We start from the raw sequence: 26,545 nt of genomic DNA, 5'->3' as shown, positions 1-26,545 counted from the left end.
CCATGAGCAGGACCGAGTTCACCATCCGCGCCACGCTGGAGGAGGTGGACAGGCTGTCGCGCAGCCTGGCCGACCTCGCCCGCGCCTGCCTGCCGGCCGAAAAACTGGTCGGGCTGGAAATCGCCGTGGCCGAGGCGCTGAACAACGTCGTGCTGCATGGCTACAAGGGCCGCGATGGCATCATCTCGGCCGCGCTGGTCATCCGGGAGACCGCCGTGACGGTCGAGATCCGCGACCGGGGCCAGCGGGTGCCCGAGGGCGCGCTTGCCGCCGCGCGCAGTCTCGATGACCTGGACCCGCTGGCGGAAAGCGGGCGCGGGCTGGGCCTGATCGTAGGGCTGTCGGACCGGCTCGACTATGCCTCGGGGCCGGACGGCAACTGCCTGACGCTGGAATTCGACCGGCAGGGCGCGACGGCATGAGGGCGCCGTCCATCCCGCCCTGGCAGACCCGGCTGCTGCAGGTGAGCCTTGCGGCGATCGTCCTTGCGGTGCTTGCGGCGCTGGTGATCGCGCCCTCGGTGCTGCGGCGGAACATGGAAACGGTGGACACCTCGGCGCTGCGCAGCGAGCTGTTCGACCTGCACCTGGGGATCGACGCCTTCGGCGTGGCGGTGGTGGAATGGCAGGACGCGCAGCTGAAGGGCACGTCCGAGGATCGCGCGGCGCTGCAGCTCGAGGAACGGGGTCAGCTTCTGCTGCACCGGCTGGGGGTGCTGCTGGCCCATCCCGGACTGGAAAAGCTGATCCCCGAAAGCGCCGACACGATCCGGCGGACCCGCGAGCGGCTTGATGTCGCCATGTCGCGCCTGACGGGGCCGGAGCCGCGGGCGGCGGCCGCGCTGTCGCAACTGGCACGGATGCGGACCACCGACATCCTGAGCCTGGACCGCGACGTGATCGACGGCTTCACGCGCCTGGGGCGGATCCTGTCCGGCGAACGCTGGCGGGTCACGCAGGCGGGCATCATCGGCCAGCGTCTGTCGGCCTTCCTGATCGTCATCAGCATCCTGACGCTGGTGATCCTGTGGATGCAGCGGCGGGTGCTGCGGCAGGCGTCCTCCTCGCTGGAGACGGCGATGGAAGACCTGGCCGAGGCGCAGCGCATCGCCCATATCGGCAACCTGCGCAGGAATCACACCCGCGACGAGATCACCTGGTCGGACGAATTCGCGCGCATCTTCGGCCTTGCCCCGGGCGGGCGCATGACGGTCGCGGAATTCGACGCCCTGATCCATCCCGCCGACCGGGACAAGGTGGCCGCCGCGGAAGCTGAGGCGGCGGCCCGTTCGGCCGAAAGCGGGCGGCCCGAGCCGATGGACATGACCTTCAGCGCCTATCGCAGCGACGGCGCGGTGATCGAATTGGAAGCCCATTCCGAGATCGTGGCCGACGCCGAGGGAAAGCCCGTCTCGGCCGTGGCCACGCTGAGGGACATCACCGAGGAGGCGCGCGCCCGCCGGGCGCTGCGCGACAGCCAGCGCAACCTCGCGGCGGCGCAGCGGATCGCCCGGCTGGGAAGCTTCCGGCGCAACTACAAGACCGAGCGGGTCGTCTGGTCGCATGAGCTTTATTTCCTGCTGGGGCGCGATCCCGCGAACGGCCCAGTGCCGCTCAGGCGCATCGTCCACCCCGACGACCACGCGCGCATCGAGGAACTGTTCGCGGACCTGCTGGAGAACGGCGTCCAGGGCGGGCAGCGCCAGCTGAACTATGAATGCCGCGTGCTGCGTCAGGACGGCACCCAGCGCTGGGTCCGGGGCACGGCCGAGATGTCCTATGACGACCAGGGCCAGCCCGAGGTGCTGACCGGCTCGCTGCAGGACGTCACAAAGGAGATCGCCCAGCAGCGCGCCCTGCGCGACGCCCTGGACCGGGCCGAACGCGCCAACAGTGCCAAGTCCGAGTTCCTGGCGATCATGAGCCACGAACTGCGCACGCCCATGAACGGCATCCTGGGAATGCTGGCCGCGGTCGAGGCGCAGCTTGAGGACGGCACCCGGCGCGAACAGATCCGCATCGCCCAGTCCAGCGCCAAGGCGCTGCTGGTCATTCTGAACGACGTGCTCGATATGTCGAAGATCGAGGCGGGGCGGCTCGAGCTTGAGCCCGCGCCCTTCGACCTGGTCGCGCTGGTCAGGGGCACCATCGATCTTTACGCCGAAACCGCCCGCAGCAAGGGCATCGCCCTGTCCGCCCGCATGGACGAGGCGCTGCCCCGCTGGCTTCACGGCGACGGGCCGCGCATCCGGCAGATCCTGGCCAACATCGTCAGCAACGCCGTCAAGTTCACGCAGGACGGCCGGGTCGAGCTTTCCGTCACCCGCCAGGACGTGGACAAGGGCGAGGCCGCGCCGGGCAGCATGGTCGCCCTGCGCTTTCGCGTGACCGATGACGGCATCGGCATCCCGCTGGACAAGCAGGACCAGCTTTTCGGCCGCTTCAACCAGCTCGACGCCAGCTACAGCCGCCGCTTCGGGGGCACGGGGCTGGGGCTTGCGATCTCGCGCAGCCTGTCCGAGCTGATGGGCGGGCGCATGGATTTCAGCAGCAAGCCCGGGGCCGGGTCCTCCTTCTGGCTGGACGTCGTGCTGCCCGTGGCCGAGCCGCTTGCGGACACCGACCGGGTCGGGACCGAGGCACCGCTGCCCTCGATGCGCATCCTTGTGGCCGAGGACAACGCGACGAACCGGGTCGTGGCCCGCGTCCTTCTGGAACAGCTCGGCCAGCGCCTCACCTTTGCCGCGAACGGGGCCGAGGCGGTGCGCGCAGTGCAGGCCGAGAGCTTCGACCTGATCCTGATGGACATCTCGATGCCCGTCATGGACGGGATGGAGGCGACGCGGCAGATCCGCGCGCTGAAGGGCGCACCCGCCCGCCTGCCGATCCTGGCTTTGACCGCCCATGCGGGCCGGGCCGAACAGGACGCTTGCCTTGCCGCCGGCTGCGACGAGGTGCTCACCAAGCCCCTGGACCCCGCCGCGCTGCGGGCCGCGCTGCACCGCTGGTCTGGGCAGCTGCCCTCCTCTGCCCTGCCCGCCCCTGCCACGTGCGGCGGTGACGCGGCCCCGGCAGAAGCAGCCGACGGCGAACTCGACATGCGCCTGGCCGAGCTTGCCAGCCAGATCGGGGAAGAGGCGCTGCCCGACCTGATCGCAGCGAGCCTTGAAGACCTCGCGCGCCACCGGGGCGTGCTGGACGCCCTGTCGCGCGGCGAGGCGGTCGCGCCGGACGCGGCGCGGCGCAGCTTCCATTCGCTGGCCGGCATCGCCGCGACCTTCGGCGCGGCCGAACTGACCGCTCTGGCCCGCGCGCAGGAACGGGACGCGCAGGCCGATCCAGGCTCGGCCGCCTTCCAGAACCTGCGCGACGGCGTCCGCCTGTTCGAGCAGGCGCTGCGCCAGCGCTCTGCCATCTCGTCCACCACATCGCCCCTAGTCCAGGAGGGTTCATGACGCGCCGTCTTTCGTCCGCGGCCATGCTGGCGCTTGCCGGCTCGGCGTCCCTTGCGGTGGTCCTGACGATGACCGGGACCGTCCCGGCCATCTCTCAGCCCGCGCCGCCGCAAGCGGCTGCCCCCGCAACCCAGGCGGCAGCCGAGGCGCCTGCGGTGCCTGCGATGCCAACCGGAAACGCACCGGCCACCGCGGCCACCCCCGCGCCTGCGACTGCACCCGCGCCGGCCGAGGCGCAGCCCGCGGCCCTCCCCGACGATCTGAGTGCCAGCATCGCCCGGCCCTTCGGACGGCACGGCCCCCTGACCGAACGGGAGCGCGCGATGGCCGAGACGGCCTGGCAGTATTTCGTGAAAAGCTACCAGCCCGACACGGGGCTGGTGAACGCGGTGGGCAGCTATCCCTCGACCACGCTTTGGGACACGGGCTCATACGTCAGCGCGCTGGTTGCCGCGCGCGAGCTGGGGATCATCGACAAGCGCGAATTCGACCTGCGCGCGAACTTGCTGATCAAGACCCTGCGCAACCTCGACCTGTTCCGGGGCGAGATGCCGAACAAGGTCTACAACACCAAGACCGGGCAGAAGGTGGATTATGCCAACAAGCCCGGCGAGGTCGGCCATTCGGTGCTGGACATCGGCCGGATGCTGGTCTGGCTGAAGATCCTGAAGGAGCGCTATCCCTATCTGGCGCCGGGGGTCGACTCGGTGGTCCTGCGCTGGAACTTCTGCAACACGGTCAAGCCCGACGGCAGCCTGTTCGGCTCGGTCCTCAGCAAGGGCGAGACGCGCTATGTCCAGGAAGGGCGGCTGGGATACGAACAATACGCCGCCAAGGGCTTCGAGCTGTGGGGCTTCGAGGCCCCCGCCGCGCTGTCGCCCGACCCTGTGGAATACACCGAGATCTTCGGCGTCCGCGTGCCCATCGATGGGCGCGACCCGCGCATCTTCGGCAACATGAACTATGTCCTGACCGAAAGCTACCTGCTGGACGGGCTGGAACTGGGCTGGAAGCTGCCGGGCGACATGTCGAACGACAGCCCCGGCCTTGCCACGCAGGGCTGGCGGGCCGAGTTCGCCAACCGCATCTACCTGGTCCAGCAGCGCCGCTTCGAGGAAACCGGGATCATGACCGCCCGGTCCGAGCACCAGGTCGATGGCGCCCCGTTCTTCGTCTATGACTCGATCTGGGCCAACGGCTTCGCCTGGAGCACGCTGGACCCCAGCGACGTCTATCGCCCCGAACGCGCCGCCATCGCCGCCAAGGCCGCGATCGGCATGTGGGCGCTGTGGGAAACCCCCTATACCGACCTGCTGCTGGAGGCCGTGGGCGACCTGTCCACCGAGGACAGCGGCTTCTACGAGGGGCTTTACGAGAACGGCAACGGCTACATCCCACTGCAGACCGCCAACAACAACGGCATCATCCTGGCCTCGCTGCTCTACAAGGAACAGGGGCCGATCCTGAAGAAGCTGAACGGGAACACCCAGGTCTGGGACACGGCCTTCACGCATCAGGACACCCGCGCCAACCGCTGCCTGCCGCAGCCCAAACCCGTGCAGGACTGCTGCAACTGCCAGGCCACCCCCGCCGCCGAGGCCGGGGTGTCGACGGTTGACTTCCTGTATTGCCACCCGGTCGTGCAGGCCGACGGCAGCATCGCCGCGACCGCCTGCGGACTGGAACCGCACGGCCTGCCCACACCGGCGCCCGTGACCGTCGCCGCCGCCACCTCTGCCCAGATGTGCCCCCTGCCCCAGCGAGTGCAGCCATGACCCCCAAGAAGAACCGCCTCGTCTGGTTCGACGCCAACCGCGTCTGCGCGGCGCTGGGCGTCGTCCTGATCCATTCGACCACCGACTTCTCGGGCGGCGTCTTCCCCAACGCCACGCCCGAGGAACGCATCGTCCCCGTGCTGCTGCGCTCGGTGGCCGAGTTCTCGGGGTCCGAGATGTTCTTCTTCTTCTCGCTGTTCCTGATGGCGATGCGGGTGGACCGGCGCGACCCCTCCTATGGCGCGGCCATCGCGGAACAGGCGCGGCGGCTGCTGATACCCTTCGCCGTCTGGACGCTGTTCTACGCCTTCTTCCGGCTGATGAAGGCCGACGCGCTGAACTATGCCCCCTAGATCTGGGAGCAACTGCGCGACCCCGGTGTCTGGCTGGGATATTTCGTGCTGGGCAAGTCGCAGTACCACATGCACTTCCTGCCGACGCTGTTCCTGATCTTCATGTTCTACCCGGTCATGAAGCTGGCCATGCGCTATCCCGTGCTGGGCATTGCGCTGTTTGCCACGCTGGGCGCGATGCAGCACATCCAAGGCTATATCTGGGGCCTCGGGCTGGACCCCTCGGTCCGCGACTACCTGATCCGCGCGACCAAGGTGCTGGGCTACGTGGGCTATGGCCTTGCGGCCTTCGCGCTTTACGGGCTGTGGAAGGACGGCATCCCGCGCGGGGAATCCCGCCTGATCCGGCGCGGCGGGCTTTACTTCGCCGCCGTGGCCTACATGGCGACGATCCCCTTCTTCGGGCAGGCGCTGGTGACCGGCAGCTGGGGCGTGCGCCAGGGCTGGGCCTTCTACGGCCATTTCCTGATGCCGCTGATGATGTTCGCGCTGTTCCTGGGCGGGCAGCACCTCGAATGGTCGCCAAGGTGGAGCTGGCTCGCCCGGTTCACCTTCGGCGTCTACCTGATCCACCCGATGATCATCGACATCTATGACGTGGCGATCCTTTCCATGGGCCTGGGGCAGGTCATGCAGCCCTGGATGATCGTGGTGTCGCGCTTCGTGGTGGTCCTGCCCCTGGCCTTCCTGACGGCCTATGGCCTGTCGCGGTTCCGGCCACTGGCCTGGACCATCGGGCTCGGCCCTGCGCCTTGGGAATGGAGCAAGCCGCAGCGGGCGGCGCAGGGGTCGTGATGGACGACTACTTCCGCCGGTTCGAGGACCGGACGCCGCCGCCTCCCCTGCCCTACTCGCCATGGCGCGAAAGCCTGTGGCAGTTCCTGGCCACGCTGACGGTGCTGGTCGGCGGCTGGTACCTGTGGTGGCGCTGGACCCATTCGCTGAACCCCGACGCCATGTGGTTCGCGGTGCCGATGGTGCTGGCGGAAACGCTGGCCTTCGTCGGGCTGCTTTTGTTCATCTACAACCTGTGGCAGGACCAGCCCGTCCGCATCCCCGATCCTCCCGCCACGGTCGGGGAAACCGCCGGACAGGGCGCCGTGATCGAGGACCCCGGGCGTCCCATCGCCGTGGACCTGTTCTTCGCCACCTACAACGAGGACCCGGAACTGGTCCGCCTCGGCATCCTCGACGCCAAGGCGATCCGCTATCCCCATCCGATCGACATCCGCATCCATGTCTGCGACGACGGCCGCCGCCCGGCCATGCGCGAGGTCTGCGCGCAGGAAGGCGTCAACTACCTGACCCGGCCCACCAACGAGGGCTTCAAGGCCGGCAACCTGCGCCACGCCATGGAACAGACCTCGGGCGACTTCCTCGTCATTCTGGACGCCGACACCCGGCCCTTTCCGACGATCCTGGAACACACGCTCGGGCATTTCCGCGACCCGCGCATGGCCTGGGTGCAGACCCCGCAATGGTTCTATGACCTGCCGGAAGGCGAGCGGCTGCAGGACCGGTTGGGCCGCCGCCTCGGCCGCTTCGGGCAAAGGCTGGGCCGCGGGTTCGAACGGCTGGTCGGAGAGATCCGGCTGGGCCAAGACCCTTTCGTCAACGACCCGCAGATGTTCTACGACCTGATCCTGCGCCGCCGGAACCGCGCCAACGCGGCCTTCTGCTGCGGGGCCGCGTCCATCCACCGGCGCGAGGCCGTGATGGAGGCCGCGCTGCGGTCCTTCGGCGACAGCGTGGAACGCCGCGTGATCGCCGCCGAGGAACGCATCACGCTGACCACGCGCGAACGCCAAGTGGACCCCGATCTGATGTCCGCGATCCGCACCGAGGCCGTCGTGCAGGAGGTCCTGACCCCCTACCGCTTCCACGTGTCTGAAGACATCTATACCTCGATCGTCCTGCATTCCGACCGCGAGCGCGGCTGGAAGTCCGTCCTTCACCCGACCATCGAATCCCGGATGCTGTCGCCGCAGGACCTGCTGTCCTGGACCATCCAGCGCTTCAAGTATGCGGGCGGCAGCCTCGACATCCTGTTCAATGACAACCCGCTGTTCCGTCGCGGGCTGACGCTGCCGCAGCGGCTGATGTATGGCGCGACCTTCTGGTCCTATCTCGCGCCCCTCTGGAACGTCATCTTCCTGTCGGCGCCGATCGTCTATCTGGCCACCGGCATCGCGCCGGTCTCGGCCTATACGCTGCCCTTCTTCGCCCATTCGATCCCGTTCCTGATCCTGCTGGAACTGGCGATGATGGTCGGGACCTGGGGCATCCCGGGCTATGCCGGCAAGACGAACTACCTCGCCTTCTTCCCGGTCGGGCTCAGGGCGCTGGCGACCGTGCTGCGGGGGCGCAAGATCTCGTTTCCGGTCACGCCCAAGAACCGGCAGGCAGGCCGCCACCTGCGGCTGGTCCTGCCGCAGATCGCCGTGGTCGTGCTGACCGGGGGCGCCGCCCTCTGGGCGCTGGCCGCCCTGGGCCTGGGCGGGACCGGGCACACGCTGCCCGGCGTGATCACCAATGCCCTCTGGGGGCTGAACAACTGCCTCGCCATGGCGGGGATGATCGGGGCCGCGCTCTGGCAGCCCCAGGACAATCTCGATGAAGGAGCCAGCACGGCATGAGTTTTCGCAGCAATCTTGTCCGCGCCCGCAGCCATATCGTCTTTGTCCTGGCGCTGGTCTGCGGTGCCGCCCTGATCCTGTATCTGGAAGGTGTCGGTTCCATGGCCACCGAGCGGCGCGATCCCCTGAAACCCTTCGAGAAGGTCGTGCCCCTGCCCGTCGCGGCCGGCATCCGCCCCGACGGCGCGGATGACGAAGCCGCGCGCATTGCCTGGACCTATTTCCGCAACAACACCGATCCGACGACGGGGCTCGCGGGCTCGGTGGACGGCTATCCGTCCACCACGATGTGGGAAACGGCCTCGTACCTCGTCGCCATCATCTCGGCCGAGCGGCTGGCGATCATCGACCGCGCCGAGGCGGCGGAACGCACGGCCAAGGTCGTCGACTCCCTGTCGCGGCTGGTGCTGTTCGAGGACAGCCTGCCCCACAAGGCCTACGACACCCGCACGCTGCAGATGGTGGATTATGCCAACCGCCCCACCACCGTGGGCCTGGGCTGGTCGGCGCTGGACATCGCGCGGCTGATGTCGGCGCTGAAGATCGTGCAGCGCCATCACCCCGAACAGGCCGAGCCGATCGAGCGGATGGTTTCGGGGTGGGACCTCGACCGCGTCGTGCGCGACGGCTGGCTGAACGGCGCGAATGTCGTGGACGGCGCGGTGCGCCAGAACCAGGAAGGCCGCATCGGCTATGAACGCTATGGCGCCAAGGGCATGATGCTGTGGGGTTTCGACGCGACCGCCGCGATGGACGTGCGCCCGAACCTGCAGGTGGTCGAGGTCGAGGGCGTGCCGATCCCCGTGGACACCCGCCTGAACCGCAACAAGACTCCGGCGCTCACCACCAGCGAGCCCTATGTCTTCGACGGGCTGGAATACGGCTTCGACAGCCTGACGCACCTCTTCGCGACCGTGGTCTATCGCGCGCAGGAGATGCGCTATCGCCGCACCGGCGCCCTGACGGGCGTCACCGAGGGGCACCTGAACGTGGAGCCCTATTTCGCCTATGCCTCGGTCTGGGGCGGCGGCCAGCCCTGGGCGGTCCTGACCTTCGGGGGCGACCGCATCGACAGCCGCCGCACCCTGTCCACCAAGGCCGCTTTCGGCTGGGACGCGCTGTTCGCGACCGAATACACGGGCGAACTGATGAAGGCGATCCGCCCCATCGCCGACCCCGCGCGCGGCTGGCCCGAGGGCATCTACGAACAGGACGGCGCGGTCAACGGCTCGATCACCGCCAACACCAACTCGACCGTGCTGTCGGCCGAGGCGTTCCGGCGCTTCGGCCCGTTGATGCAGGCGCCGCGGTGAAACGGACCGGTGCTGCGGTTCTTGCGATCTGCGGCACCCTCGGCGGCCCGGCGGCCGCCGCCCCTTGCGTGGGTGCGGATGGGGAAACCCCGCTGCCCGGCGCGACCGGGGTCGAGGTCCGCCACGCCGACGTCCCCTCGGCCCTGTTCGGCGGCAGCTGGCAGCAGGGGATGGTGGACGGGTTCGCCTACCAGATCCACGCGAACGGCAGCGCCATCATCGGCGACGCGCCCGCCATGGCGCGCTGGCGGGTGGACCTGACCTGCGATACGACCGCACGCCGCTGCGAGCGCGTGTCCACGGGGGACGAGCCGCCCGACGTGGCGCAGGTCGCCGCCCGCATCGAGGCCTGCCTGCTGGGTCCTCCCCCCGCTCCGCCACCTGCCCCGGCCGCGGCGGTTGCCGATGCGCCTGCTCCGGCTGCCCCCAAGACGCCCCAGGCATCCGCCGAGACATCCCAAGACGCCCAGGCGCCCGAGGCGCAGCCGGCGCCCGCTCCGTCGCCCGACGCAGAGCCGCGCCAGCCAGCCGCACCAGCTACGCCGCCCGAGACAGACAAGCTCTCTCGACCCGAGGAAGCGACCAAGCCACGCGCGGTCCGCACACCAGACACCGCCCAGCGGAACGAGCCCGCACCTGACGCTGAACCCCAGCCACACGCGGCAGGGCCGAGCGAGAGGGCAAAGCCGGGCAACTCCCCCTCTGCCCGGCGGCAGGAGGAGGCTTCCGAGCGAGACCAGCGCCGCGATCAGCGGCCATGGCAGACGGAGCAGGAGCAGGAGCAGGAGCAGGAGCAGGAGCAGGAGCAGGCAACTGCCCGGCCCGGACAGCCGCAAGCGGCCAATCCGCCTCTTCCCCCGCGGCAGCCCGCCTCCGGGCAAACCACGCGCCATGCGCCGCAGGAACGGGCGACGGCGCAGCCTGAACGAGCGCCAGCAGCCGCCACCGCGACGGCACGTCAGGACGCTTCCGGGCAGGTGTCGCAGCGCGAGCCACCGCGTCAGCAGCAGCCCGCCCCGCCTGCGCAGACACAAGAAGCAAGGGCACCGGCCGGCCCTGACACCGCGCCTGCCCCGCAGCGACAATCGGCGCCTGAGGCAGAGCGGGACCACGCGGCACCGCAGGCCCCCCTCGCACCCGCTCGGGACCGACAGCCCTCTGCCGAGGAGACATCCCCGCCATCCGACGCGCCGCCCGAAAACAAGGGAACCGTGGCGGTCGAGCCGATGCGGCTTCTCGAAAGCGAGGGTGCCTCGGACCCGGCCGTGAACGATGCTCCATTGGCCGAACCCGACAGGACCGTCCAGCGCCCCCGGCCGAAGCCTGCCCGCCGACAGGCCCCTGAGCCCACGCCAGAACGCCCGTCCCCGGCAAGCCTTCCGGCGGAACGGTCTTCTCGCGCCCGGCCCCTGCCCGACCCACCGGTTGCCCGAGCCACGCGCCCCCGCCGCGATCCGCCATCCGCTCTGCCCGCAGCAGAGCCGCGCCTTGCCGGGGCGGCCCAGCCGCGCGCCCTTGCCCCTGCCGCGCCACCACAGCCTCAACCTGCGCCTGTGGAACGCGCCTCACCCGTGCCCGCCAGTCTCAGGACGAGCTGCACGCTGGGCGCCTCGGTTGCGCTTGAAACGGGCAAGCTGTCGTCCACGCTGGGATGCACGCTGAACTTTCGCAACCGGCTGACCTTCAGCGCCTCGATGATCGGCTATCCCCTAGACGGGCAGAAAAGCCACGGCGATGCCGAATACACCTATGCGTTGACCTGGCGGATGACCAAGGACCTGACGCTGACCTATGCCAACTACACCGCCGCCTTTACCGGCGGGCGCAGCCTTGCAGGCTTGGGCGAGGGACGACTGCAACTGTCGCGACGGCTGCCGCCGATCAGCCTGCCCGGCACGACGCGGAAGCTCGGCTGCTCGGCCTTCGCCAGCGCGGCGGCGCGAGGCACCGAGAACGCCGGGCTCAGTTGCGGCCTGCCGCTGGGCGACAAGGTGTCCCTGCGGATGACGGGCTACCTGTACCTGCCGGGCGACCAGCGCGACAGCGATCCCGACTACAGCTACTCGCTCAGCTGGACCGTGGCGCCGCAGGTGACGCTGACCTGGTCGAACTATGCCAACAACCGCTGGTTCTGGAACCGCTCGGACCAGTCCGAGAAGTTCCTGCGCGGCGGCTCGCTGGGCCTCACCTACAGCTTCCGCTTCTGACAGGGGCGGGAAGGAAACACTGATGACGCACCTGACACGCCGCCACCTGATCGGACTGACCGCCGCTGCCCTTGTCGCGCCCCTGCGCGTCCGGGCGGCCGATCGCGCGGGCACCCTGCGCGAAAGCAACGTGCTGGCCAGCAAGCTGCTGGGGCATCCGGTGGAATATGCCCTTTACCTTCCGCCGGGCTATGAAGCCGACAGCCGCCGTTATCCCGTCATCTACCTGCTGCATGGCGCGGGCGACGGCCAGCCCGCCGACTGGTTCCGCATGGCGGGGATCGAACTCATGCTGGACCGGCTGATCCTTGCGGGCGAGATCCCCCCGGTCATTGCGGTCGCCCCCGATGGCCGCCGCGCTTCGGGCGACCCGCGCGCGACCTATTTCCTGGACGATGCCGACGGGCGCTACCCTTGGGCCGAGATGTTCCTTCAGGAGTTCATTCCCCAGGTCGAGGGCCGCTATCGCACCACGGGCGACCCGAGGACGCGGGGCCTCATGGGCATCTCGATGGGGGGCTTCGCCGCCGTTCTGCACCAGCTTCGCCATCCCGACCTGTTTGGCGGCGCCTCGGCGCTGAGCGCGGCCTTCCGCACGCCCGGGCAGTTCATCGCGATGAAGCAGGAGGACTATGACCTGCGCTTTGGCGGCGCCTTCGGGGCGGGCCTCGTTGCAGAGGAACGGCTGACCGAGGCGTGGAAGCGTGCGGATGTCCTGTCCCTGCTCGGTCAGGTCGAGCCCCGCCCCTTCGCGCGCTGGCCCCGGCTTTACCTGACGCTGGCCGCCGACGATCCCTTCTTCGCCGGCAACGCCGCCGTCCACCTGGCCCTGAACGACGCGGGCATCCGCCACCGCTTCACGGTGACCGAAGGAAAGCACGACTGGATCTTCTGGCGACAGGCGCTGCCCGAGGCGCTGCGCCACCTAGGCGCGGTGATGACCCGGCAATACGGGGAATAGGCCGCGCGGCCGCAAGGAAGCCGCGCGGACCCCGAACGGCAGCCCCGCTCAGACGGCGGCCCGGGCCGTCCCCTGCCCGACATAGCTGTCGGTATCCGTGACCGTCGCATAGGCGAAGCCCAGCGCCGACATCATCGCCGCATGGACCGAGGCCGCGGGCACGGTCATGCCCCCGTATTCGAGATCGCGCGTCGCGCAGGCGTCCTGCACCACCGTGGTCTTGTAGCCATAGTCGCTGGCGGCGCGGGCGGTCGCGTCGATGCACATGTGGCTCATGGCGCCGACGACCACGACCTCCTCGATTCCGCCGTCGTCGAGGATCTTCTTGAGGTCGGTCTTCAGAAACGGGTTGGGCGCGTTCTTCACGACAACGGTCTCGCCCGCCTTCGGGGCCGCGACCGGGTTGATCTCGCTGCCGGGCGAGCCGGGGGTGAAGAAGGGTGCCTCCTGGCTGGGGAAGACGTGCTGGACATGGATGACGCGGTCGCCCTGCTCGCGCGCGGCCTCGATCACGCGGGCGGCGTTGGCGGCGGCCTTCTCGATGCCGACAAGCTCGTAGCGACCGTCCGGGAAATAGTCGTTCTGGATGTCGATGACCACGACGGCGCGCTTGCTCATGGCGTGTCCTCCCCTGTGCTGTTGATGGTGCCGATGCCCGGACGATAGCCGCGAGGGCATGCGGCGCCTATCGGCAAAATGGGGCACCCCAAGCGAAAGGGCGGCGAGGCCCGTAGCCCGCCGCCCTTGAAGGCGTTCCCGGAAGTCCGGCCCCGGGCAGCCTGCGCGTCAGCGCTTGCCCGGCTTCGAGGGCTTGCCGCTCGCACCCTTGGGCTTGAACTTGGCGCGGGGCGCAGCGCCAGCCGGGGCGTTCCCGGTCCGGGGGGCGCGGGGTTCGCGCGGGGCGCCCTCCCACGCGGCCGACCCGGCTTTCCCGGCGGCCTTCTTGCGGCCAGCCTCGGCGGAACGCGAAGCCGGGCGGGTGTCGGAGAAACCACCCGGCTCATCGCCCGCACCGCGGCGGGCGCGCGGCGCCTTGCCCGGGACGGCGCGACCTGCGGGCTTGGACCCGGCCCGGAAGGGACGACCGCGCTCGGTCCCGTGCTCGGGGCGCTCGAGGTTCGGCTCGCCGGACAGGCGGCGCATCGAAAGGCCCGGTTCCAGTTCGACCTCCTGCCCGAAGCGGCCCGCCGAGGCCGTCGCGATCTGGACAAAGGTCTCGTCCTGCCGCACCCGGATCGCGCCGATGGCGTCGCGGGTGATCCCGCCCGTTTCGCAGATCTTGGGCAGAAGCCAGCGCGCCTCGGCGCGGCCGGCATGGCCCACGGACAGCGTGAACCACACGGCATCGCCGAAATCGCCCCGCTCGCGCGGCGCGGGCCGGGCGTCGGGCGCGGCGGGCAGGTCCGCCAGTTCCTCGGGGACGGGGCGCCCTTCGCGCCACAGCCGCACGAAGGCTGCGGCGACGCCTTCGGCGCCGAAGCGTTCCAGCAGCAGGGCGGCGGTCGCCACCTCGTCGCCGGTCTCGGCGGTCAGCACCGGATGCTCCAGCACCCGCATGTCGTCCTTTGCGCGCACGTCGTCGGCGGAAGGCGCGCGGCCCCATTCGGCCTCGACCTTGGCGCCCTGCAGCAGCCGCTGCGCCTTCTTGGTATCGGCCGAGGTGACGATCAGCGCCGACACCCCCTTTGCCCCCGCCCGGCCCGTCCGGCCCGAACGGTGCAGCAGCGTTTCCGAATTCGTCGGCAGGTCGGCGTGGATCACCAGTTCCAGCCCCGGCAGGTCGATGCCGCGCGCAGCCACGTCCGTCGCGATGCAGACGCGCGCGCGCCCGTCGCGCAGCGCCTGCAGCGCATGGGTGCGTTCCGCTTGGCTGAGTTCGCCCGACAGCGCCACGGCCTTGAAGCCGCGGTTGCCCATGCGGGCCAGCAGGTGGTTCACGTTGGCCCGCGTCTTGCAGAAGACGATGGCCGTCTGCGCCTCGTAGAAGCGCAGCAGGTTGAAGATCGCGTTCTCGCGGTCCCGACCCGTCACGCTGATCGCGCGATAGGCGATGTCGCCGTGCTGGCGTGCCTCGCCCTGGGCCACGATCCGCAGCGCGTCCTTCTGGAACTCGGTGGCAAGCTTCACGATGGCGGGTGGCACGGTGGCCGAGAACATCAGCGTGCGGCGCTCGGCGGGCGCGGATTGCAGGATGAACTCGAGATCCTCGCGGAAGCCCAGGTCCAGCATCTCGTCGGCCTCGTCCAGCACGCAGGCGCGCAGGGACGACAGGTCCAGGCTGCCGCGTTCCAGGTGGTCGCGCAGGCGGCCCGGCGTGCCCACGACGATCTGCGCACCCCGCGCCAGCGCGCGGCGCTCCGTGCGATAGTCCATGCCGCCCACGCAGGTCGCGATCTGCGCGCCCGCGTCGGCGTAAAGCCAGTCCAGCTCTCGCGCGACCTGCAGCGCCAGTTCGCGCGTGGGCGCGATGGCCAGCGCCTGCGGCAGCGGAATCTCGGGCAGGCGGTCGCCGTCCAGGATGTCGCCGGCCATGGCCAGCCCGAAGGCCACGGTCTTGCCCGAGCCGGTCTGCGCCGACACCAGGATGTCGCGCCCGGCGGCCTCGGGGGCCAGCACGGCTTGCTGGACGGAGGTGAGGCTGTCATAGCCCTTGGAGGCCAGGGCCGCAGCCAGCGGCGCGGCGAGATCGAGATCTGTCATTGATACTTTACCAGAAGGGGATGCGGCGCACCCGGTGAGTGGCGCCATGTCCCTTGCGGCCGGGCTGCCACGACCCGCCGCCCAAGGTTCTTCGGGCCAAGGGTGCGCCCATAAGCCATCGCGGCCCCGCTGGCAAGCGTCATGCGGCGCGAAAACCCGCTCGGCCCTTGCGTCCGCCGCGCCGCGGGCGTAGCCAGCGTTAACAATGAAGAAACAAATCAAGAACGGGACCAGCCGTTCGACAAGGATCGGCTGGTTCGATTTCCGGGCACCCGCGGGCACCGTCTACCTGATGCAGCCGGACAACGATCCGAGGCTGTTCAAGCTGGGCTTCACCAGCCGTCCCACGCTGGAACGCCGGCGCGAGTTGCAGCGTCCGGGCGACGGCAGGCTGAGGATCGTCTGCTCGGTGACCATGCCCCATGCCTATGCGCTGGAACAGCGCCTTCTGGCCCGGATGCGGGGCGGCTGGCGCCTGTTCCGCCGCCGCCCGTCGCCGCGCGGCACGGAATGGTTCTACCTTCGCCGCGGCGAGCAGATCGACGACATCCAGTCGCTGGTGGAACGCGAGGCGCGTCGGGTGCGCCGTGCCGCCGTTCTGCGGCTGTCCTGGCCTCCCTTGGGTCGGATCACGCTGTTCGAGGCCCGGCACAGCCGCATCGACGGGCTGCTCGGCTCGGTCTTCCGGCGCGGGTGACCGGAACCCCTCCGGGTGCCTCGCGCGACAGCGTGATTGTCCGCCTGCTCCGAACTGTGGCAGCGTGATGCCCGACAGCAGGGGCAAAGAGACGACGATCATGGCGCAAGTGACGGGACAAGGCTGGCGCGGGATCGTGGCGGCGCTGGGGCTGGCGGTGCTGGCCGGGCCTGCGTGGGCGCAGGTCGCGCCGCAGGATGTGCTGCCCCCCGCCCGCGTCGTGCTGCAATCCGACACCGACCTGCCGGGCAACGACCTGTCCATGATCCGCCAGATCGGGCAGGACGCCTGCGTGCAGGCCTGCCTTGCCAATGACGGCTGCGCGGCGCTGACCTGGAACGCCCGCTCGCGCGCCTGTTTCCTCAAGTCCCGGCCCGGCGAGCCGCAGCCCTTCGCGGGCGCGCAGTCGGGTGTCGTGGTACCCGGCGATCCGGCCGTGCTGGACCGCGCGGCGAACCGCCTGGCCCAGGCCGACTGGATCGGGCCCGAGGACCGGCGGCAGCTTGCCGATCAGGCGGCGCGGCTATCCACGCTTTATCCCGGCGACGGCAGCGACACGGCGGGGCTGCGGGCGCAGGCGGCCTCGGCCCCTGATGCCGAGACCCGCATCCGCTGGCTGGGCGCGGCCGCCGCGCTGACGGACGCGTCCGGGGACTGGGCCGCGCTTGCCGCCGCCATGGACGAGGCGGCCGGTCCCCCCGGCGGTCAGCGCGACGACCAGTTGCGCCGGTCCGCCGGGCTTGCCGCGCTGAACGCCTGGCTGCGCGATCCGGGCGCGGGCACGGGGATGCTGCGGCTTTGGGCGCGGCTGGCCGAGGAGGAGGGGCGCGGCCGCGAGGCCCTGCGCGCGATCCGCGCCGCCGCCGAGGCCGAGCCCGGCAACCCTGAGCTTGCCGCCGAGCGCGAGGGCTATGAGGAGCGCCACGGCTTCCGCGTGACCGGCAGCCGCGCCGACACGGATGGTCCCGAACCCCGCGTCTGCGCCAGTTTCTCGGAGCCATTGGCGCGGGAGATCGACCTGCGGCCCTTTGTCCAGCTTCCCGATCCCGCGCTGGCGGTCGAGGCCGAGGGCTATGACCTCTGCATCACCGGAGCCCCGCGCGGCGAGGTGCTGCGCTTTGCCCTGCGTGCAGGCCTGCCGTCCGACGAGGGCGAGACGCTGCGCCGCACCGTCGAGCAGTCGCAGTATGTCCGCGATCGCGCCCCGCTCGCGCGCTTCGCCGGGCGGGCCTATGTGCTGCCCGCGACGGGCGACCAGGGGCTGACGCTGACCACGGTCAACACCGACCGCGTGGACCTGACGCTCTACCGCATGTCCGACCGCAACATCGTGCAGGCCCTACGCGAGAACCTGTTTGCGACGCCCTTGGACGACTGGAAGGAAAGCCGCTTCGAGGATGGCCTCGGCAGCGAGATCTGGCAGGGAAAGATGGACGTGACCCCGCCCACAGGCGGCGGCGAACGGCCGGTCAATGCCGAGATCGCATCCCGCATCGACCTGCGGCAGGCGGGGCTGACGCTCGATCCCGGCGTCTATGTCCTGAACGCCGCCGTGCCGGGGCAGTCCACCGACCGCAGCCCACGCGCCTCGCAGTGGTTCATGATCTCGGACCTCGGCCTGACCACATGGCAGGGCAGCGACGGGCTGACCGTGGCCGTCCGTGGCCTCGGCGACGCGGCTGCGCGGGCGGGCGTCGAGGTGCAGCTTGTCTCGCTCGGCAACGCCGTGCTGGGAACGGCGGTGACGGATGCCGAGGGGATCGCCCGCTTCGACGCGGGGCTGACGCGCGGCAGCGGCGCGGCCGCGCCCGGCATCGTAATCGCCGCCCGGCGCGAGGGCGAGCGGATCGCCGACCTCGCCTTCCTGTCGCTGATCGACCCCGAGTTCGACCTGTCGGACCGTGGCGTCGAGGGCGCGCCCCCTGCCCCGCCCATCGACCTTTTCGTGGCGCTGGACCGCGGCGCCTATCGCGCAGGGGAAACCGCGCACGCGACGATCCTTGCCCGTGACGGCCGCGCGCAGGCGCTGGACGGGCTGCCGGTGCAGGCCCGCGTGATCCGCCCCGACGGCGTCGAACACGCCCGGCTGACGCCCCAAGCTGCGGGTGCGGGCGGCCATGTGCTGGACTTCCCCATTCCCGCCAACGCCCCGCGGGGCGCGTGGCGCATCGACCTGCGGGTCGAGGAGGACGGCCCCGCCCTCGCCTCGGCCCGGCTGCTGGTCGAGGACTTCCGCCCCGAGCGCATCGACTTCGACCTGACCCTGCCCGAGGGCGCCCTGCCCGCAGGCCAGCCGGTCGAGGCCGCTTTCGACGCCCGCTGGCTCTTCGGCGCCCCAGCCGCCGACCTGCCCGTCGAGGGGGAGTTGCGCCTGTCGCCTGCCCGCAGCCTGCCCGGCTGGGACGGCTATGTCTTCGGCCGCCACGACGAGGCCAGCGAGCCCGAGGTCGTCGGCATGCCCGCGGGACGCACCGACGCGGCGGGCCACTTCGCCGCCCGGATCGACCTGCCTCCGGGGATCGAGGCTGCGGCCCGGCCTTGGGACGCCACGCTCTCGCTTTCGGTGCGCGAAGGCGCGGGCCGCCCGGTCGAACGGCGCGTGACGCGCGTGCTCGCGCCGGGTCGCACCGCCCTGGGCATCCGTCCCGACTTCGAGGGCGGCAGCGTGGCCGAGGGCAGCGCGGCGGGCTTCCGCGTCGTGGCGCTGGGCCGCGATCTCGCGCCCGTTGCCGCTGGCCTCGACTGGGTGCTGAACCGCGTCCAGACCGACTACCAGTGGTTCGCCATCGGCGGCGACTGGAGCTGGGAGCCGGTGACCCGCCGCAGCCGGGTGGACTCCGGCACTCTGTCCACCACCGCTGAAGGCCCTGCCGCCCTGTCGGTGCCGGTGGACTGGGGCAGCTACGAACTGGTCCTGCGCACGCAGGATGGCGCGGAAAGCTCGATCCCCTTCGATGCGGGCTGGGGGGCTGCGGGCGCGGGCAGTGACACGCCCGACCGTCTGCGGGTGACGCTGGACAAGCCCGCCTATCGCCCCGGCGAGACCGCCCGGCTGACCATCGAGGCCGCCGCCGACGGCGTCGCGCTGGTGTCGGTCATGTCGAACCGTCTGATCTCGCTGCAGTCGGTTCCCGTGACGGCGGGCCGCAACGAGGTCGAACTGCCCGTCACCGACGACTGGGACGCGGGCGTCTATGTCGCCGCCAGCGCGATCCGGCCGCTTGCGGCGGATGCGGGCCATGCGCCGATCCGGGCCCTCGGCATCGCGCCCGCCGCCGTCGATCCGGGCGAGCGGGTGCTGGCCGCGACCCTGACCGCCCCGGCCGAGGCCGACCCGCGCGGGGCAGCGCCCGTGACGCTGGCCGTGACCGGCGCACAGCCGGGGCAGACCGTCCATGCGACAGTCTGGGCGGTGGACCAGGGCATCCTGAACCTGACCGGCTACAAGCCGCCTTCTGCGACCGGCCACTATTTCGGCCAGCGCCGTCTGGGCGTCGGCCTGCGCGACCTTTACGGACGGCTGATCCTGCCCTCGGGCGCGGCCGACGGGGCGCTTCGCACCGGGGGCGACGCGGGGTCCATGCAGGCGCAGGCGCCGCCTCCGACGGAAAAGCTGATGGCGTGGTTCTCCGGGCCGCTGGCGCTGGACGCCGAGGGACGCGCCACGGTCGAGGTGCCCCTGCCCGACTTCAACGGCGAGGTGCGGGTGATGGCCGTCGCCTGGACCGAAGGCGCGGTGGGCCAGACCGACACGGCGATGCTGGTGCGCGACCCGGTGGTGGTAACAGCCACCGTGCCCGCCTTCCTCGCCCCCGGCGACCGGGCCGAGGCGCAGGTCCGCCTGACCCATGCCGCCGGGCCTGCGGGTCCGGTCGGACTGGCGCTGGAGAACACCGCCGAGGTCGCCCTGACCACCGAGCTTGCGTCCGAGGCCGCGTTGGCCGAGGGGCAGAGTGCCGACCTGCCGCTGGTTCTGTCCGCGCCCGAAACGCAGGGGCTTTCGCAATTGCGGCTGTCGGCCAGCCTGCCGGACGGCCGGACCGTGACCAAGGACCTGTCGATCCCGGTCGAGCGGCTGGACCCGCCCGTGACCCGCGCCATGCGACTGACGCTCGCGCCGGGCGAAGAAATGCCGCTCGACCTGTCCCCCTTGGGCGCCTTCCGTCCCGGCACCGGACGGGTGACGCTGTCCAGCGGCGCCTTCGCCGCGCTGGACGTACCCGCCGCCATCGCCCAGCTCGCCGCTTGGCCCTACGGCTGCAGCGAACAACTCGCCTCGGCGGCAATGCCGCTGCTTTACGCGGCAAACCTTGCGCCGGAAGGGGCGCCGCCCCGGACCGGCGACGCCGGGGCCGTGGAAGAAGCCATCGCCCGGATCCTGACCCGGCAGACGCCCGAGGGCGGCTTCGGCCTGTGGACGGCGGAATCGGGCGACCGCTGGCTGGATGCCTATGTCACGGACTTCCTGTCGCGCGCCCGCGCGGCGGGCCATTCCGTGCCGGATACCGCCTTCCGCAATGCGCTGTCCGCGCTGCAGAACGGGCTGAACGCGGCCAGTGACCCGCAATTTGCGGATGCGACCGAGAACGCCGCCACCGCCTATGCCGCCTATGTGCTGGCACGCGAGCGGGCGGCGGTGGTCAGCGACCTGCGCTATTACGCCGACACGGGGGCCGAGCATTTCGCGACGCCCCTTGCCGCCGCCCATTTGGGGGCCGCGCTGGCGGCGCTTGGCGACCAGACCCGTGCCGACGCCATGTTCCGCCGCGCACAGGCGGTGTCGGATGGAGGAAAAGAGCCGACGCAGGGCTTCCGCGCGGATTACGGCACGCTGCTGCGCGACCGCGCGGGGATGCTGGCGCTGGCTGCCGAGGCAGGCAGCCAGGCCGTGGACCGCGAGGGCGCCGTCGCCGCCATCTCGGCCGGGATCGAGGCGGCCGAAGGGCGGCTTTCCACGCAGGAGGCCGCCTGGATCGTGCTGGCCGGGCAGGCGCTGAGCGGCGCGGGCGAGGGGCTGGCGCTGAACGGTGTGCCCCTCGCCTCTCCCTCGGCCGACCTGGGCGATGCGGGCGCGGTGCCGGCGCTGACGCTGGCCAACACGGGCAGCGCGCCGCTGGCGGTCACGATCAGCGCCACCGCCGTCCCGGTCGAGGCCGAGCCTGCGGGCGGCACGGCCTTCTCGATCAGCCGCAGCTACTACACGCCGGAAGGCGAGCCGGTGGACCCCGCGCAGGTGGCGCGCGGCACCCGACTTGTCGCGGTGGTTGAGGTCCGGCCCTTCGATGCGAGCGGCGGGCGGCTGATCGTCACCGACCCGCTGCCCGCGGGCTTCGAGATTGACAACCCGAACCTGCTGACGCAGGGCGAACTTGGCGGCCTCGACTGGCTGCAGGTGACGGAATGGGCCGACATGACCGAGTTCCGGCAGGACCGCTTTGCCGCCGCGCTGACCACCCATGACGACCAGCCGATCCGGCTGGCCTATCGGCTGCGGGCGGTGACGGCAGGGGACTTCGCCCATCCGGCGGCGACCGTGGCCGACATGTACCGCCCGGAACGCCGGGGCTGGACCGACAGTGGCCGAACGATCGTCACGCCTTGACCCCGAGCGCCGCCTCGGCCGCCGCCTGATCGCGCTGGCCGCCGCGCTGGGACTGGCAGCCCACGGCGGCGACCGGGCGCGCACCGTCTGGGACCGCTGGATCGACGCGACCGAACTGCCGCCTCTGACCGTGCCGGTCGGGACCGAGGTGCTGGCCCGCGACGGCACGCTGCTGCGGGCCTTTCCGGTGGAGAACGGGCTGTGGCGGCTCGCGCCCCCGCAGGAGGGCGTGGACCCGCGCTTCCTGTCGATGCTGGTCGGTTGGGAGGACCGGCGCTTCCACCACCACGACGGTGTGGACCGCCGCGCCGTCCTGCGCGCGGCATGGCAGGCGGTCACGCATGGGCGGATCGTGTCCGGCGCCTCGACGCTGTCGATGCAGACCGCACGGCTGCTGGAACGCGGCAAGACCGGCGACTGGCGCGCCAAGCTGCGGCAGGCGCGGGTCGCGCTGGCGCTGGAGCGGCGGCTGGGCAAGGACCGCATCCTCGACCTCTACCTGCGGCTCGCGCCCTATGGCGGCAACACCGAAGGCGTGCGGGCGGCGAGCTTGATGTGGTTCGGCAAGGAGCCGCGCCGCTTGACCTCGGCTGAATCCGCCCTGCTGGTCGCCCTGCCGCAGTCGCCCGAAACCCGCCGCCCCGATCTGCCGCAGGCGCGGGCGGCCGCGAAGGCTGCGCGGGACCGCGTGATCGACCGGGCGCTTGCGCTGGGGATCATCGACGCCGAGGCGGCCCAGACCGCCCGCGCCACGCCCCTGCCCGACCACCGCCGCGCCTTCCCCGCCCATGCCGCGCTGCTGGCCGACCGGCTGCGGCGGGAAAACCCCGGTGCGCCGCGCATCGAAACGACCCTCGACGCCCGCCTGCAAGCCGCGGCCGAAAGGCTCGCCGCCCGCGCCGTCGCCGGTCAGGCCGAGCAGGTGTCCGCCGCGATCCTTCTGGCCGACCACCGCAGCGGGGACATCCTCGCGCAGGTGGGAACGGCGCAGTTCGCCGCAGGCGCCTCGGGCGGCTTCGTGGACATGACCCGGGCGCTGCGCTCACCGGGCTCGACGCTGAAGCCCTTTGTCTATGCGCTGGGCTTCGACGAGGGGCTGATCCACCCCGAGACGCTGATCGAGGACCGCCCCGCCGCCTTCGGCCGCTGGCAGCCGCAGAACTTCGACAACCGCTTCCGCGGCACGGTGACGATCCGGCAGGCGCTGGTGGAATCGCTGAACCTGCCCGTCGTGCGCGTGGCCGAGGCGCTGGGACCCGCCCGCGTCATGGCGGCCTTCCGCCGCGCCGGGATGGACGTGACGGTGCAGGGCGACGCGCCGGGCCTTGCAGTGGTGCTGGGCGGCGCGGGCGTGAGCCTTGCCGACCTGGTCGAAGGCTATGCGACGCTTGCGCGCGGCGGACGGCCCGTGAGGCTGCACGACCGCCCCGGCATGGATAAGGCGCCAGGCCACCCTGCCTTCGGCCCGGTCGCAGCCTGGCAGGTGGCGAACGTGCTTTCGGGCATCCAGCCGCCGGGAGGCCGCGCGGCAGGGCGCGTGGCCTACAAGACGGGCACGAGCTACGGCCATCGCGATGCGCTGGCGGTCGGCTTCGACGGGCGCTTCGTCGCGGGCGTCTGGATGGGGCGCCCGGACGGGACGCCCGTGCCCGGCGCCTTCGGGGGCGACTACGCGGCGCCGGTGCTGTTCGACCTGTTCGACGCCCTCGGACCCCGCACCGTACCCCTGCCACCTCCACCCGAGGCGGCGCTGACGGTTCCGAACGCGGCGCTTCCCCGGCCCCTGCGCCGCTTCGTCCCCGCAGGCGAGTTGCCGCCCCCGGGTCCAGCCCTCCGGGCACCCGAACCGCTGACGATCCAGTTTCCCCCCGACGGCGCCGAAGTCGAGTTGTCCGCCGCCGCGCTGGTCGTGCGGGCGAAGGGCGGCACCCCGCCCTACAACTGGCTGCTGAACGGCGCCCCCGTGGCGATCGGCCGATCCGATCCGGTGGCCGAATTGCCTGCGCCGCAGGGCTTTTCCGCGCTGACGGTGGTCGATGCCAGGGGACGATCGGCGCGCGTGCAGTTCAGGGCGACCGGCGGCAGCTAGCAGACCCGCCCCGCAATCCCTCGGATCTGTCACCTGATCTTCACGATCACCTCCTAAGCCCCTCGGCACGCGGAGAACCGCGTGACGCCACGGAGCGCGCCGACAGGCGCTCACGCAGGAGACAGCCATGACGAACCAGACCCCATTCCGCACCACGCGGCTCGAGGAAGCCGACGGGCCGGGCACCAACCCGACCGCGAACCGCACGATGGGAGAGATCATCGCGGCCCGCTTTTCCCGGCGTGGCTTCCTGAAGGGCTCGATGGCGACGGCGGCCATCGCCGCGACCGTCAGCCCGATGGCGATGCTGGCGGCGTCCGAGGCAAAGGCGCAGACCGGATCGGCCTTCAGCTTCCCCGAGGTCGAGGCGGGCGTGGATGCCGACCACCACGTGGCCGAGGGCTATGACGCCGACGTCCTGCTGCGCTGGGGCGACCGGCTGTTCCCCGATGCGCCGGAATTCGATCCCACTGCCCAGACCGCCGAGGCGCAGCGCCGCCAGTTCGGCTACAACAACGACTTCGTGGGCTTCGTGCCGCTGGAGGGCAGCGCCGACCGCGGGCTGCTGTGCGTCAACCACGAATACACCAACGAACACCTGATGTTCCCCGGCATAGTCACGGTGAAGGACGGCGAGATCACCGTCTCCGAGGCGGACCGGGCGCGCGTGGACATCGAGATGGCGGCCCATGGCGGCACCGTGGTCGAGATCCGCAGGAACGCGGGCGGCAAGTGGGAGGTCGTGCTGGACGGCCCGATGAACCGCCGCATCACCGCCGACACGCCGATGGAGATCCGCGGCCCCGCCGCAGGCCACGCCCGGATGCAGACCCCGGACGACCCGACCGGCACGAAGGTGCTCGGCACGATCAACAACTGCGCCGGGGGCATCACCCCTTGGGGCACCTACATCATGGCCGAGGAAAACATCCACGGCTATTTCCTGGGCGAACTGCCCCAGGGCCACCCCGAGGCCGCCAACTACGAGCGCCTGGGCATCCCCGAATCCACCTATGCCTGGGGCAGGTTCCACGACCGCTTCGACGTCTCGAAGCAGCCGAACGAGCCGAACCGCTTCGGCTGGATCGTCGAGGTCGATGTCATGGACCCGAACTCGGTCCCGAAGAAGCGCACGGCGCTGGGCCGCTTCAAGCACGAGGGCGCGGAAAGCGTCGTGGCGAAGGACGGGCGGGTCGTCTTCTACCTCGGCGACGACGAGCGTTTCGACTATGTCTACAAGTTCGTGACGGCGGGCCGCTACAACCCCGATGACCGCGCCGCCAACATGGACCTGCTGGACGAAGGCACGCTGTATGTCGCGCGCTTCCACGAGGACGGCTCGCTGGAATGGCTGCCGCTGGTCCAGGGCCAGGGCCCGCTGACCGCCGCGAACGGCTTTCAGTCCCAGGCCGACGTGCTGATCGAGACCCGCCGCGCCGCCGACCTGCTGGAGGCGACGCCCATGGACCGCCCCGAGGACATCCAGCCCAACCCCGCGAACGGCCGCGCCTATGTGATGCTGACCAACAACACCAAGCGCGAGGAGGCGAACGCCGCCAACCCGCGCGTGAAGAACGCCTTCGGCCATATCATCGAGATCATCGAGGAGGGCGAGGACTTCACCGCCACCACCGGCCGCTGGGAAATCCTGCTTCAGTGCGGCGATCCCTCGGTGGCCGAGGTGGGCGCGACCTTCTCGACCGAGACGACGGCGAACGGCTGGTTCGGGATGCCCGACAACGCCGCCGTGGATGCCGAGGGGCGGCTGTGGGTCTCGACCGACGGCAACTCGCCCTCGGACACGGGCCGCACGGACGGGCTGTGGGCGGTGGACACCGACGGGGACGCCCGCGGCACCTCGCGGCTGTTCTACCGCGTTCCGGTCGGGGGCGAGCTTTGCGGTCCCTGCCCGACCGAGGACATGACGACCTTCTTCGTCGCGGTCCAGCATCCCGGCGACGGCGGCGAGGACTGGGAGGGCCACGGGCGGCCTTCGTATTACGAGGACCTGTCCACCCGCTGGCCCGACTTCGACGATGCCATGCCGGTCCGCCCGGCCGTTGTCGCGATCACCCGCCAAGGCGGCGGCCGGATCGGCAGTGCCTGACGATCCCGGGGCCGGCCCCGGTCGGCCCCGTCCTTCCGACAGCCTGCTTGCTGATCTCTGGCCGCCTTCCGGGGTCCCGAGGATGTGCGACGCTGGCAAGCTCTGGCGGATGCCCAGCCTCGCCTGCCCTTTCCCGCAGCCATTGACAGAGACGCTGGACCTGCTTTCCGGCAAGGCTGACCCGCTGCAAGGGGCAGACCCAGAAGGCGCCCTAAGACTAAAGCAGTAGCCCGGAAGACCAGATCACACGAAACCCCGGCAGTCTGCGCTGGTTGATGAACAGACGGTCACGAAGTGACCCATTTCCGGGCAGGATCGAAACCCCTGCCTGTTCATGCAACTGCCGGGGGACATCATGCTTGACCACGACCAGATCGAAGCGCCTCAGTTCCACGAAGACGTGGATGCCGGATACGGGGCAGGCTCGCAGGCGCGCGCGGACCTTGAACCTGCCGCCCATTCTCCCCTTCCGATGCAGGCCGCAGGAGCCGCCCTTTATCTTGGCACCATGATGTGCATGCCGCTGCAGATCGCGATGGCGATGCCGCAGGTTGCCGTCGCGCAGAGCCGGACCTCGCCCATCCTGCGCCACCTGGAGTGGCAGCGCAGCCGCGAGCGCGCGCAGCAGTGATCGTCCGGCCAGCCGAGACC

14 protein-coding genes and 1 pseudogene are annotated in these 26,545 nt (G+C 70.9%); 13 read left to right on the top strand and 2 right to left on the bottom strand.

Going from position 1 to position 26,545, the window contains the following annotated elements; genetic code table 11:
- Window positions 1-2 precede the first annotated feature (2 nt).
- The 8 genes and pseudogenes from ACFFII_RS15340 to ACFFII_RS15305 all read left to right on the top strand — a co-directional run bounded on the left by ACFFII_RS15340 (window position 3) and on the right by ACFFII_RS15305 (window position 12,699).
- On the top strand, window positions 3-422 hold the full coding sequence (locus ACFFII_RS15340; RefSeq protein WP_377699742.1) for an ATP-binding protein: 420 nt from the start codon (window positions 3-5) through the stop codon (window positions 420-422).
- Window positions 419-3,454, top strand: a complete 3,036-nt coding sequence (locus ACFFII_RS15335; RefSeq protein WP_377699741.1) for a hybrid sensor histidine kinase/response regulator — start codon at window positions 419-421, stop codon at window positions 3,452-3,454. Before ACFFII_RS15340 ends, ACFFII_RS15335 begins: the two co-directional genes overlap by 4 nt.
- The gene (locus ACFFII_RS15330) at window positions 3,451-5,229 is read left to right on the top strand and encodes a DUF3131 domain-containing protein (protein WP_377699740.1); all 1,779 of its coding nucleotides are present in this window, start codon (window positions 3,451-3,453) and stop codon (window positions 5,227-5,229) included. Before ACFFII_RS15335 ends, ACFFII_RS15330 begins: the two co-directional genes overlap by 4 nt.
- A pseudogene (locus tag ACFFII_RS15325) lies at window positions 5,226-6,377 on the top strand (acyltransferase). The gene ACFFII_RS15330 and the pseudogene ACFFII_RS15325 overlap by 4 nt, the downstream one beginning before the upstream one ends.
- Window positions 6,377-8,218 (top strand): glycosyltransferase family 2 protein, encoded by a 1,842-nt coding sequence (locus tag ACFFII_RS15320; RefSeq protein WP_377699739.1) that lies wholly within the window; start codon window positions 6,377-6,379, stop codon window positions 8,216-8,218. The pseudogene ACFFII_RS15325 and the gene ACFFII_RS15320 overlap by 1 nt, the downstream one beginning before the upstream one ends.
- Window positions 8,215-9,531: a DUF3131 domain-containing protein gene (locus ACFFII_RS15315; RefSeq protein ID WP_377699738.1), complete on the top strand. Its 1,317-nt coding sequence runs from the start codon at window positions 8,215-8,217 to the stop codon at window positions 9,529-9,531. The genes ACFFII_RS15320 and ACFFII_RS15315 overlap by 4 nt, the downstream gene beginning before the upstream one ends.
- Entirely contained in the window at window positions 9,528-11,738 is a 2,211-nt protein-coding gene (locus ACFFII_RS15310; protein ID WP_377699737.1) for a hypothetical protein, read from the top strand. The genes ACFFII_RS15315 and ACFFII_RS15310 overlap by 4 nt, the downstream gene beginning before the upstream one ends.
- A 22-nt stretch (window positions 11,739-11,760) precedes the next feature.
- A complete protein-coding gene (locus ACFFII_RS15305) occupies window positions 11,761-12,699 on the top strand; it encodes an alpha/beta hydrolase (protein WP_377699736.1) in 939 nt (312 codons plus the stop codon).
- A gap of 48 nt (window positions 12,700-12,747) precedes the next feature.
- Here the strand turns inward: ACFFII_RS15305 and ACFFII_RS15300 are convergent, their stop codons facing one another.
- Window positions 12,748-13,317 (bottom strand): cysteine hydrolase family protein, encoded by a 570-nt coding sequence (locus tag ACFFII_RS15300; protein WP_377699735.1) that lies wholly within the window; start codon window positions 13,315-13,317, stop codon window positions 12,748-12,750.
- A 168-nt stretch (window positions 13,318-13,485) separates the two neighbouring features.
- Window positions 13,486-15,399 (bottom strand): DEAD/DEAH box helicase, encoded by a 1,914-nt coding sequence (locus ACFFII_RS15295; RefSeq protein ID WP_377699734.1) that lies wholly within the window; start codon window positions 15,397-15,399, stop codon window positions 13,486-13,488.
- A gap of 205 nt (window positions 15,400-15,604) precedes the next feature.
- On the opposite strand from ACFFII_RS15295, the gene ACFFII_RS15290 reads away from it, so the two are divergent.
- The 5 genes from ACFFII_RS15290 (at window position 15,605) to ACFFII_RS15270 (ending at window position 26,525) form a co-directional block, all read left to right on the top strand.
- On the top strand, window positions 15,605-16,096 hold the full coding sequence (locus ACFFII_RS15290; protein ID WP_377699733.1) for a GIY-YIG nuclease family protein: 492 nt from the start codon (window positions 15,605-15,607) through the stop codon (window positions 16,094-16,096).
- Window positions 16,097-16,163: 67 nt separating this feature from the next.
- Entirely contained in the window at window positions 16,164-21,698 is a 5,535-nt protein-coding gene (locus ACFFII_RS15285) for an alpha-2-macroglobulin family protein (RefSeq protein WP_377699732.1), read from the top strand.
- A complete protein-coding gene (gene pbpC / locus ACFFII_RS15280; RefSeq protein ID WP_377699731.1) occupies window positions 21,673-23,787 on the top strand; it encodes a penicillin-binding protein 1C in 2,115 nt (704 codons plus the stop codon). The genes ACFFII_RS15285 and pbpC overlap by 26 nt, the downstream gene beginning before the upstream one ends.
- A gap of 127 nt (window positions 23,788-23,914) precedes the next feature.
- On the top strand, window positions 23,915-25,894 hold the full coding sequence (locus ACFFII_RS15275) for a PhoX family protein (RefSeq protein ID WP_377699730.1): 1,980 nt from the start codon (window positions 23,915-23,917) through the stop codon (window positions 25,892-25,894).
- A 355-nt stretch (window positions 25,895-26,249) separates the two neighbouring features.
- A complete protein-coding gene (locus ACFFII_RS15270; protein WP_377699729.1) occupies window positions 26,250-26,525 on the top strand; it encodes a hypothetical protein in 276 nt (91 codons plus the stop codon).
- The last annotated feature ends 20 nt before the right edge of the window (window positions 26,526-26,545 follow it).

Origin of the sequence: Paracoccus niistensis (genome assembly GCF_042432925.1) — a bacterium.
GTDB classification, from domain to species: Bacteria; Pseudomonadota; Alphaproteobacteria; order Rhodobacterales; family Rhodobacteraceae; genus Paracoccus; species Paracoccus niistensis.
This window is presented reverse-complemented; position numbering and strand designations above follow the sequence as displayed.

Coding starts and splice junctions, on each gene's coding strand:
- ACFFII_RS15340 (WP_377699742.1), top strand. CDS start 3: ATGAGCAGGACCGAGTTCACCATCCGCGCCACGCTGGAGGAGGTGGAC.
- ACFFII_RS15335 (WP_377699741.1), top strand. CDS start 419: ATGAGGGCGCCGTCCATCCCGCCCTGGCAGACCCGGCTGCTGCAGGTG.
- ACFFII_RS15330 (WP_377699740.1), top strand. CDS start 3,451: ATGACGCGCCGTCTTTCGTCCGCGGCCATGCTGGCGCTTGCCGGCTCG.
- ACFFII_RS15320 (WP_377699739.1), top strand. CDS start 6,377: ATGGACGACTACTTCCGCCGGTTCGAGGACCGGACGCCGCCGCCTCCC.
- ACFFII_RS15315 (WP_377699738.1), top strand. CDS start 8,215: ATGAGTTTTCGCAGCAATCTTGTCCGCGCCCGCAGCCATATCGTCTTT.
- ACFFII_RS15305 (WP_377699736.1), top strand. CDS start 11,761: ATGACGCACCTGACACGCCGCCACCTGATCGGACTGACCGCCGCTGCC.
- ACFFII_RS15300 (WP_377699735.1), bottom strand. CDS start 13,317: ATGAGCAAGCGCGCCGTCGTGGTCATCGACATCCAGAACGACTATTTC.
- ACFFII_RS15295 (WP_377699734.1), bottom strand. CDS start 15,399: ATGACAGATCTCGATCTCGCCGCGCCGCTGGCTGCGGCCCTGGCCTCC.
- ACFFII_RS15290 (WP_377699733.1), top strand. CDS start 15,605: ATGAAGAAACAAATCAAGAACGGGACCAGCCGTTCGACAAGGATCGGC.
- ACFFII_RS15285 (WP_377699732.1), top strand. CDS start 16,164: ATGCCCGACAGCAGGGGCAAAGAGACGACGATCATGGCGCAAGTGACG.
- ACFFII_RS15275 (WP_377699730.1), top strand. CDS start 23,915: ATGACGAACCAGACCCCATTCCGCACCACGCGGCTCGAGGAAGCCGAC.
- ACFFII_RS15270 (WP_377699729.1), top strand. CDS start 26,250: ATGCTTGACCACGACCAGATCGAAGCGCCTCAGTTCCACGAAGACGTG.